Source organism: Lactiplantibacillus sp. ME-2 (assembly GCF_022549155.1).
Classification (GTDB): Bacteria; Bacillota; Bacilli; order Lactobacillales; family Lactobacillaceae; genus Lactiplantibacillus; species Lactiplantibacillus plantarum.
The window spans coordinates 1-9,918 of sequence record NZ_JAKZEQ010000058.1 but is presented as its reverse complement, the minus strand read 5'-3'; the positions used below and the strand labels follow the sequence as shown (position 1 = coordinate 9,918).

General features: G+C 45.8%; 8 protein-coding genes and 1 tRNA gene. 3 read left to right on the top strand and 6 right to left on the bottom strand.

Annotated features, from left to right (window positions below):
- Positions 1-15: 15 nt before the first annotated feature.
- The 3 genes from MMY95_RS14435 to MMY95_RS14425 all read right to left on the bottom strand — a co-directional run bounded on the left by MMY95_RS14435 (position 16) and on the right by MMY95_RS14425 (position 4,057).
- A complete protein-coding gene (locus MMY95_RS14435; RefSeq protein WP_277602031.1) occupies positions 16-2,589 on the bottom strand; it encodes a bacterial Ig-like domain-containing protein in 2,574 nt (857 codons plus the stop codon).
- A 467-nt stretch (positions 2,590-3,056) separates the two neighbouring features.
- Positions 3,057-3,278: a hypothetical protein gene (locus MMY95_RS14430; protein WP_003642528.1), complete on the bottom strand. Its 222-nt coding sequence runs from the start codon at positions 3,276-3,278 to the stop codon at positions 3,057-3,059.
- Positions 3,279-3,283: 5 nt separating this feature from the next.
- Entirely contained in the window at positions 3,284-4,057 is a 774-nt protein-coding gene (locus MMY95_RS14425) for a type I 3-dehydroquinate dehydratase (protein ID WP_003642527.1), read from the bottom strand.
- A gap of 192 nt (positions 4,058-4,249) precedes the next feature.
- On the opposite strand from MMY95_RS14425, the gene MMY95_RS14420 reads away from it, so the two are divergent.
- Together MMY95_RS14420 and MMY95_RS14415 are read left to right on the top strand one after the other, a co-directional pair.
- Entirely contained in the window at positions 4,250-5,686 is a 1,437-nt protein-coding gene (locus MMY95_RS14420) for an amino acid permease (RefSeq protein WP_013355857.1), read from the top strand.
- Between the two features lie 290 nt (positions 5,687-5,976).
- The gene (locus MMY95_RS14415; protein ID WP_003645827.1) at positions 5,977-6,432 is read left to right on the top strand and encodes a MarR family transcriptional regulator; all 456 of its coding nucleotides are present in this window, start codon (positions 5,977-5,979) and stop codon (positions 6,430-6,432) included.
- 229 nt (positions 6,433-6,661) lie between these two features.
- On the opposite strand, the gene MMY95_RS14410 is transcribed toward MMY95_RS14415, so the two are convergent.
- Complete coding sequence (locus tag MMY95_RS14410) at positions 6,662-7,528, bottom strand: aldo/keto reductase (RefSeq protein ID WP_241277756.1); 867 nt, start codon at positions 7,526-7,528, stop codon at positions 6,662-6,664.
- An 18-nt stretch (positions 7,529-7,546) separates the two neighbouring features.
- Positions 7,547-8,410, bottom strand: a complete 864-nt coding sequence (locus tag MMY95_RS14405) for an aldo/keto reductase (RefSeq protein WP_202861137.1) — start codon at positions 8,408-8,410, stop codon at positions 7,547-7,549.
- A gap of 121 nt (positions 8,411-8,531) precedes the next feature.
- On the opposite strand from MMY95_RS14405, the gene MMY95_RS14400 reads away from it, so the two are divergent.
- Positions 8,532-9,431 (top strand): LysR family transcriptional regulator, encoded by a 900-nt coding sequence (locus MMY95_RS14400; protein ID WP_053267050.1) that lies wholly within the window; start codon positions 8,532-8,534, stop codon positions 9,429-9,431.
- A 277-nt stretch (positions 9,432-9,708) separates the two neighbouring features.
- Here the strand turns inward: MMY95_RS14400 and MMY95_RS14395 are convergent.
- A tRNA-Thr gene (locus tag MMY95_RS14395) sits at positions 9,709-9,781 on the bottom strand.
- Between the last annotated feature and the right edge of the window lie 137 nt (positions 9,782-9,918).

Here is a 9,918-nt window from a genome sequence, read left to right as displayed (position 1 = left end):
CATACCAGATGGCCATCATAGTCTCGTGGGCTCGGAGATGTGTATAAGAGACAGGGTTTCAGGCTGTTCGGGTGTTCCTGGTTCTTCCGGTAACTCCGGTTCAGCTGGTTCTCCCGGTAACGGCGTTTCACCATTGCCAGCACCTTCGACTACCGTAATGGTGGCTGTTTGAGTCCACTGCAGGCCATTGGCGTTCGTGTATTGATACGTGATTTCATAAGTACCGGGTTGCGTCGTGTCAACGTCACCAATCACAACTAAGTCCGCTAGTGTTAATGGCCGTCCCGTCGCATCACTGGCACTTACGAAGTTGTCTGCCGCCTGCCAGTGGTCGCCAACTGTCACCGTTGTATCTTGAACAACCAGTTCTGTCAGGTCTTCAACGTCAGCCTCTTGTTCAGTCACCGTGACGGTCGTTGTCGCCGTGACTAACTGTCCGGTCAAGTCAGTGAACTGATAAACGACCTCATATGTCCCCGGCCGTGTTAAGTCTGGTTCTCCAAGCACCGTCACGTTCTGCCATTCCACTGAACGGCCATCTGCATCCGTTGCACTCGTAAAATTATCCCGTGGGCGCCAGACAGCACTTCCCGTTGCGAGATCAATTTCAACCGCAACCTCTTGCGCATGCAAGTTTAGTTGACTTTGATTAGCCACAACCGTGACAACCACGGTTGTTTGCCGACCCGCATAAGTTAGTATCACGTGATACGACCCTGGCTGGCTGGTGTCAACAGGCTCACCGCTAACTGTCACCGCTTGGGGGTCTGTACTGAACAAGACTCCTGGATCAACTAACTGGCCATTTTGATCAACTAGTTGCGCAATATTTTGTGTCCAGTCCCATTTTTGATTCAAGAAGAGCGTGCTGTCTTTACCGGTAATCGCGGCCGCAGAGACGGTTTCCCAGACAAACGTCGCCGTGTTAGCGTGGTTTCCCGAATATTGCGCCAGGAGTTCAGCACTCGTGAACGTTTGCGAGCTATCAGCTACGTTGACCCATTTGCCGGTATATTTGCTATTCTTAGGCACTTCCGGTAAATCAACTAAGGGTTGCGTGCCGTGTTGACTAAAATCAAGTCCCGGACCAAGTGTCAACGTTTGCAAACTTGTCAAACCAGCTAGCATTTGCCAGTTTTGTTCAACATTCTGCATATTGAAATGGGACAAGTCGAGCACCTTTAGTTTGGCATCATCATTAAACAAACTATTGATTTGAGTGACTTTAGCGACGGTAAACTGCGTACCGAATTCGATACGCTCCAAATCGGACATCTGCGCAAAGGCACCATCGATTTCAACCAGGCTGGCTGAATCAAAGCTCGTCAGATTCAAGTGACGGACGCCTGTGCGCGCAAACATGTTGGCCATCGTCGTCACACTGCGCGTATCCCAGTCAGTCAAACCGTCAATAGTTCGAAGTTGGCCGTTGAACTGGAACATATTTTGCATGTTGGCGACATTATGAGTATCCCAGCCACTGAGATTGAGGTATTTAAGTTCAGTACCCATGAAGTTCCCCATAAACATGTTCACCATTGTGGTCACATTGCCGACTTGCCAAGCACTCAAGTCCAGTCGCTCTAGCGAGGTATTTTCTTTGAACAGAGACTGCATGTTGGTCACAGCACTGGTATCAATCTTTTCTAACCCTTCGTAACGCGTCACGCTGTCAAGATTCGCAAACAGACTATTCATGTTAGTACCGGCAACAATTTTGTCAGCAATCACGATACACTTGATCATCGGCGCCCAAGACTTGCGACGCCAAGGATTATCCCCATAACTGTTATTTAACGTGCCCCCGTTCAGCGTTAGCGTGCCTGTACTGGCATCAAAGTGCCAATCAACGCCAAAGTTACCAGACATTTCATCCTCATCCGCCCTAGTCACAGCACGAGTATCAACGTGCTGTGACTCCACCTTAAGGTCATCTACCAGCTGATGCTGCTCAACTTGTTGCAAGTCAGCGGCGGATTTACGTTCTGACGCGTCAGCAGTATCGAGTAATAACTGTTCACTCGCTTCAGGCTGTTGTTCACTAACGGTCGATTCTGCGGCATTACTGAACAGATCGTCAGTCCGTGATGCTTCATAACTGTTCGTCGCGGGTGCTACCGTGTTTAGTCCGTTCACTGCTGCCATCGAATCAGCGGCTACCTCACTATTGGGCGCGCTAGATGTCCCGTTCAACGCAGCCGTTGATGCAGCGGATTGCGGCTCGTCATTAGTAGCTGGCTGTGCATCGATTACCGTCTGATTAGTAATCGAAGCGTTCTCATCATTAGCCACGACAACGTTATCCGTTTTAGAAACCGAACTTGCCAGTGTTTGATTGCTGCTACCTTGATTTTGAATTAACACACCGTTAGTCGCTACGACACTCGTTTCGCTAGTCGATGCAGATGTTGGTTCATCCGCATGTGCGGTTAACAGTTGAGTATTCAACAATAATAGTGAAGCGCTCGCAAATAACCACATCTTACCACTTTTATACATTTTATAACATTTCACTTCTGATTCACGGTAATTGATAGTAATTCCCCATTTCTTCAAAAACAACCTAACTGACCTAACGATTAATCTCATTAAATAAAGTGTTCTTACTATATTTGATTATCGTGTTTAACTAGTACATCATTTACGGTTTTTAAATATACCATGGTACCCTCATAATGCTCAACTGATTATCACAATTCTAATTAACCTGTTATCATTATGATTAATCCGCTTGTTTATCGCAAAAATATAATTATCAACTCCCTATTTCTGCAATCACTTTCATCGTGGCGATTCATTAATTCTGGTCGTTTTGGTATTTGACCACCACTATTCGTTCACCATACTGACAGTTGCATCATGCACTGGTCAGCTGTCACCATAGCGACTGACCAGTGGCTTCCAGTAATCCCCGGCCATCAAAAAAGCCTTGAGCAATATTACTGCTCAAGACCTGGTTTACCCATTCTAATAGCGTATTTCCCTAATTTGAATCGAAAGACTCCCCCCGCGTAATCATGAGCTAGTAGATACGATAATTGTCACTCGGCCCCGAGTCATTTGGATCGTCGTTTCACAACGATTTGTCGAATCGCATTATAAACTAGCTCAACGATGACAAACAGCACCGTGATACCCACAATATCAATTAAATACGAACTAAGTCGATAGCCCACCTTGCCGATCCACAAATCATACGGCCCTTGAATCAGTAAGAAATAGATGACTAACGTTTCAAAAATCGTCCGGGTATGCCGCCAAAACGATCGCCATTGCATTGATTTCACGCCCCTTCAAGTGGTGCCAACATTTGTAACGCCTGTTTGACCTGACTCACTGCTAATTGACTTTGATCACCGACCCGGCCGACGTGTCCAAAGGCAACTGCCGACCCCGTCAACTGACTACAGACACTGTTATAACGACCAAACTTGCCCGTCGCCGTTGCCACGATTGGCACAACTAATTGCTGCCGTGCTTGCTCAGTTGCCGCCATTAATGCCAACACCGTCTGTGCATCATGTCCAGCCACTGTCACCCGCACGACATCAGCACCAGTTGCTGCTAATTCGTGATAAGTCGCCAATAAATCGTCAGTTGTTGCTGTCGTGACGGTCTGGCTCGCAATTAACCGAATTTCGTTGGCACGCATCTGTTTGGTCAACGTCATAAAATCTGGCTGATTGACCATGGCTAAGTCAATATCCACGCCAGCCACGCTTCGATTATTCACTAATGTTTGATAAGTTTGATAATATTCGGTCACTTCAGCTGGATCGTTTGCCAGCCCAAACATGGCAATTAATGGAATCGTCCCCAAAACTTGTTGCAATTGGGCCGCTGTATTGACTAACTCCGCACGGTTATCCAATTCCTGATAAGGATCTAACCGCCAAACAACAATTTGTGCCACCGAAGTTAAAATCTGCCCCGCTTTACGCAAGAGGTCCTCCCGTGTTGCCCCCGCTAAAACAACACCAATCTTAGGCATCCCTGTCGCTAACGTTAACTCCCCAACTGTAACTTCTTTCAAGACCATTCCTGCTTTCATTTTCATTCGAACGATGCGCGTCCGTTGCCGTTAAATTTTATCTCCTCTTAACAATAGCAAATTTTCGCTGTTTTGACACTCAAAATTCATTTTTTGACTTAAAATTTAAAGCGCTTTTAATATTAACTTGTTAATACTGGCATCGCTTTCAGTTTGGCCTTACAATTAAGCATACTTTAGCTCACAAAGGAGTTCAACATGGAAAACGAAAAACAACTTCGATGGTCCAACATTGCTTTAATTGCATTCGTGGCGGTCTGGGGCCTAGGTAACGTTGTCAATAACTTTGCGTTACAAGGGCTTTCAGTCGTCACTTCTTGGATTTTAATCATGATTATTTATTTTATTCCCTACACCTTGATTGTGGGTCAACTGGGTTCGACCTTTAAGGATGCTGAGGGGGGCGTCTCATCTTGGATTCGAGCAACGAGTACCAAGCGCCTAGCTTACTATGCTGCCTGGACTTATTGGATCGTGCACATTCCGTACTTAGCACAAAAACCCCAAGGGATTCTAATTGCATTCAGCTGGCTGTTCCGCGGTAATGGGAACTTCGTCAACACGACACCTGCGTTAGTCGTTCAAGCCATTTGTTTAGTGCTATTCTTATTCTTCCTCTGGATTGCTTCATTGGGACTAACGACACTGAAACGCATCGGGAGCGTTGCTGGTACGGGGATGTTCATCATGTCGATTTTATTCATCATCTTGGCCGTATCAGCACCGTTTATGACCAAGGCGACTGTTCAGACACCGAACATGTTTTCACTCAAGTCCTACTTACCTAAGTTTGACTTTACCTACTTTACGACCGTTTCAATGTTAGTCTTCGCGGTCGGGGGATCTGAAAAGATTTCGCCGTACGTTAATAAAACCAAAAATCCGGGACGTGAGTTTCCGTTAGGCATGTTAGTGCTCGCAGGTATGGTCGCAATCTGTGCCCTGCTGGGTTCATTTGCCATGGGGATTCTGTTTAACTCCAAGCACATTCCCGCTGATTTGATGGCCAACGGTGCTTACTACGCGTTTCAACGACTAGGTGCCTTCTACCACGTGGGCAATCTGTTCTTGATCCTCTACGCAATTGCCAATGTGCTTGCCCAAATCTCCGCCTTAGCGTTCTCAATCGATGCGCCATTGAAGATTTTGCTTGGTGATGCCGACCCTGAATTTATTCCCAAAAAATTAAGTAAAATGAACAAGAAGGATGTGCCCGTCAACGGTTACATCTTAACTGGGGTTTTGGTCAGCATTCTCATTATCATTCCTGCATTAGGGATTGGAAACATGAATGAACTCTTTAATTGGTTATTGAACTTAAATTCGGTCGTAATGCCGATGCGCTACCTGTGGGTCTTTCTAGCTTACATGCTACTCAACAAGCACTTAAAGGAATTCAAGAGTGATTACAAGTTCCTGAAAAACCCAGTCGCTGGCCGTTTGGTCGGTGCTTGGTGCTTCCTGTTTACAGCATTTGCTTGCATCCTCGGAATGGTTCCAAAGACTTCCTACGCTAGCAATCCTAGCAGTTGGCTCTTCCAACTGACTTTAAATATTCTAACGCCAATTATCTTTGTTGCCTTAGGGATGATTTTGCCGATGATTGCTCGTCGTCATCGCACTAAAACCGCTTAGTGCGTCACCGATCTTTGCGCCCGCATCGTCGCTCTACGCCTGCGGACTCACTGACTTTTTTGTAACGTTGATCGATAATCTATTCGCCACCGCTGACAGCGCAAAAAACTGTCAGCGGTGGTTTTGGTATTACCAACCGTTGCTAGTAGGCATGCGTGTTCACATAGAATTTCAGTCACTAATTTGCGGCTCACAATCTTACACTTTTTACACGTTTAGCGGTATGATGCTTAGTGAATATAGTCAATCCAAATTTACCAAGCTGTCGCTCTTCAAGGAGGTTCTTATCTATGGCTACCGTCGACGCTCTCGACATGTTTTTGACCGATTATGCCAATATCTCTCGTTACCTGAATACTCGCTTAAATTCACTACTGACCACGCAACATCTTACTTTTGACGCTTTTTTAATCATGCATGAAATAGGTCAAAGCCCCCAGCCACTATTATTAATGGAGATCGCACATCAGCACCATGTCTCACGCAGCGCAATCTCACGCCAAATCGGAGTCCTCCTCAAACATCGATACATTGAGCAACAGGCTAATGCCACTGATCGCCGCCAAAAAGGACTTTCCTTAACGGCTACCGGCCGTCACCTAGATCAGCAACTAATGGCCACCATGCACAAAACGGTTCACCAGTGGACGACTCAATTGGGCCCGCAACGGGTGAAGACCCTGCTAGGCATCTTCACTGACTTTAACGAGCAAATTATCAATAATGAGGTTCCCGCCAGCGATTAATAACCAGCCATCCTCAGCTTCATCATTCGGCATTAGTCGTAACGTGCCCCATTTTAGTAAGCTGATTTTTATTCGTCGCCATTTCAAGTTACGGCTTTTAAAGGCCTTAATCAAAAAACGGCGCCATGGATGCTAGTGATTCTAGCGTCCATGGCGTCGTTAATTTTCAGTTACAATCAAAGCAGCTTGCACTACGGTACGTTCGTCCGCGACTTGGCCGGCTCTGCCGCTAGTCATCTGCATGCACGTCAAAGGCATGCAACAACTGTTCTGAAACCCCTGGCGCATCTGGGTCGTGGTGACCTTTACCGGTATCTAAAGCTCGTAATTGGGCCATCTCAGTCGAAGTTAATTCAAAGTCGAAGATATCCCGATTACTCTTGATCCGTGCACTGTGCACTGATTTAGGAAAGACGATCACGCCTTCTTGATGTTCAAATCTAAGAATGATTTGACCAGCATCCTTATGATACTTAATAGCCAATTGTTGAATGATTGGTTCTTTGAATAATGCTTGATTGCCCTGACCCAAGGGCGCCCAAGCTTCTAATTTAACATCTTGTGCCGCGAGTAATTGGCGCAAGGGTTGTTGCTGAAAGTACGGGTTAAATTCAACCTGATTGACTGCAGGGATCGTTTCAAATTGTGGCACAAATTTTTGCCACAACGTTGGTGTCATATTGGAAACACCGATCGACTTTAATTTCCCGGCCTTTTGGGCTGCTTCCATTGCTTGCCATGCACCCGGAACATCGCCATAAGGTTGATGAATTAAGTACAAGTCAATATAGTCTAGTCGCAACTTAGTTAACGAACGATCGATGGCGCAACTGGCTGCATCAAAGCCGTAGTCTTGGAGCCAAAGTTTACTCGTCACCCAGATTTGGTCCCGTGGAATCCCACTATCCTTAATAGCTTGACCAACTTCGTCTTCGTTAAAATAGGCCACGGCTGTGTCAATGTGTCGATAACCAATCGCCAATGCTTCTTTGACTGCTTGATAAGTGGAACCGTCGTCTGGAATCTGGAAAGTGCCAAACCCAATTGCTGAAATCGCGCGGCCATCATTTAGCGTAATAGTTGGTGTTTTTGTCATTAATAATCACTCCTTAACTTATTCATGTAATTGTCGTAAACTAGCGCCAAAAATCTGTTCAATTGTCACAGGATCACGATGATCAAAGAACTGACTGACGCCCTGATCAAGTTCGGCCATTGCTGACATTTCTGCAGCTGTTAATTCAAAATCAAAAACAGCGATATTCTCAGCCATACGTTCAGGATGCACTGATTTTGGAATCACCGTAATCCCGCGTTGCAACAGCCAACGTAAGATGACTTGTCCGGTCGTCTTACCATGGGCCTGTGCGATAGTTTGAATACTTGGATTACTGAAAATCGCATGCTTACCTTCTGCAAACGGTGCCCAAGCTTCAACCCGTACGTGTTCATCTTGATTAAAGCGGACCTCGTCTGCTTGCTGGTACCATGGATTGACCTCGATTTGATTGACAGCTGGTTGCACGGACATGGTCAGTTCCAAGTTCTTTAGCTGATCCGCATAAAAATTGGAAACACCAATTGCGCGAATCTTACCAGCATGGTAAGCCTCTTCTAAAGCACGCCAAGCACCCATCACATCGCCATAAGGTTGGTGCAAAAGATACAAGTCCAAGTAGTCTACGCCTAAACGTTGTAATGACGGATCAATACCTTGCTTTGCACGTTCATAGGTGAATTCTGAGACCCACAGCTTGGAAGTGACAAAGAGTTCATCACGTCTAAGACCACTCTTTTGAATTGCCCGCCCCACTGCGGTTTCATTTTGGTATGCCGTTGCCGTATCAATTAAACGGTAACCAGCCTTTAAGGCCGCGGTCACCGCTGCTTCACATTCATTCAGGTCAGGGACTTGGAACACGCCGAATCCCAATTGGGGCATAACCACACCATTGTTTAATTTCGTTGTTGGAACCATCACGCATCAACCTTTCACTATTTGATTACAATAACAAGCATACCCGCAAACCTAATACTTGAAAATTACTACTTATTCATACTAGTATACATATAGTGCATACTAGTAACGGAGGTTCCTGATGATTGAAAATTATTTATTAGAAGAGCTGATCACATTCGCCCACGAGCACACGCTGGCTAAGACCGCGGCCGCATTAAACGTGACGCAACCAACTATCACTCGCGGCATGCAGAAATTGGAAACGATGCTCGCTGTTCGCTTATTTGATCGTCAACCCAATCGAATTACACTGACGCCCACTGGCCAGTTAGCCGCTCAGGAAGCTGAACAATTATTGACACAACAACGGACTTTTGTAACCAAAATACAAAACTACGAGCAAAGCTTAGTCACACGTACCGTCGAAACCACCCTACCTGGTCCACTTGCCTTACTCACCCATCTCAAAACGGTATTACCTAATTCGCTGCGAGTAAGGCAACCACTGATTGCCGACGACCAAATCACTGAGCATCTCATTAACCGCCAGGCAAGTTTCATTTTCTCTAATCAGGAAATTCTGACGGCCGGCATTGAATCTCGCTTCATCGGTACTGAAAATCTCGTGGTCCATTTACAGCGATTCATGTACCGTGCGAACCAACCTAGCATCACGTTCGCCGAACTTAAGGGAATTAGCTTCGTGGTTCTAAGCGCAATCGGTATTTGGAAAGATATTATTCAGCAGGCCATCCCAGATGCTAAATTCTTATACCAACCCCAACGCACGGCCTTTACAGAAATCACTAAATACTCCGATTTCCCGTACTTCAGTACTAACTTTACCGCATTGGCGCCTCACCAGCTAGATAGCCAAGCCGATGATGACAATCGAGTCGCTATCCCGATTAGCGATACTCGTGCTCACATGCCAATCTATGTCAATTATCTTGTTAGCAATCGACAATCATTAATGCCCCTATTCAAGCAATTTGAAGCCGCGTGGCCAGCCAATCTCAAGCATACTTCCACGCCCTAGCAGCTACCATAGTTAAGCCGTTCGGTCTAAAACTGCAAAATTAAGTGTTACGCTCAATCACAGGGGGTATATACTGGTTGAAGCTCGCCCTCCCAGTTCTTGATAGCAAAAGAGGTCCACACGCTCGCTTAGCTAATCTAATGCGAGCGTGTGGACCTCTTTTCGTATTAAGTTTGGTTCGTTCAAGTCTTAATCTTAAACATGGACCCTAATGTGATGATTAGTTGCAGAAAAAACAGTTAAACAAGCATTCCACGCCAATCATCTTCTAACAGCAAGCCGTTTAGCAGATTTGAACTGCCGACCTCTTCCTTACCATGGAAGTGCTCTACCTGCTGAGCTAAAACGGCGTTAATTGACCCTATCCAGTATACCAAAAGCATGTTTAAATTCAAACTGTACTGGTTGACATTCAACGTAAAAAAAAGGAACCGAATTAACGATTCCTTAGGTTGCATGGCAACGTCCTACCCTCGCAGGGAGCGAT

Bases quoted from the DNA above. Each gene is read 5' to 3' on its own strand.
- MMY95_RS14435 (WP_277602031.1), bottom strand. From the start codon at position 2,589: ATGAGATTAATCGTTAGGTCAGTTAGGTTGTTTTTGAAGAAATGGGGA.
- MMY95_RS14430 (WP_003642528.1), bottom strand. From the start codon at position 3,278: ATGCAATGGCGATCGTTTTGGCGGCATACCCGGACGATTTTTGAAACG.
- MMY95_RS14425 (WP_003642527.1), bottom strand. From the start codon at position 4,057: ATGAAAATGAAAGCAGGAATGGTCTTGAAAGAAGTTACAGTTGGGGAG.
- MMY95_RS14420 (WP_013355857.1), top strand. From the start codon at position 4,250: ATGGAAAACGAAAAACAACTTCGATGGTCCAACATTGCTTTAATTGCA.
- MMY95_RS14415 (WP_003645827.1), top strand. From the start codon at position 5,977: ATGGCTACCGTCGACGCTCTCGACATGTTTTTGACCGATTATGCCAAT.
- MMY95_RS14410 (WP_241277756.1), bottom strand. From the start codon at position 7,528: ATGACAAAAACACCAACTATTACGCTAAATGATGGCCGCGCGATTTCA.
- MMY95_RS14405 (WP_202861137.1), bottom strand. From the start codon at position 8,410: ATGGTTCCAACAACGAAATTAAACAATGGTGTGGTTATGCCCCAATTG.
- MMY95_RS14400 (WP_053267050.1), top strand. From the start codon at position 8,532: ATGATTGAAAATTATTTATTAGAAGAGCTGATCACATTCGCCCACGAG.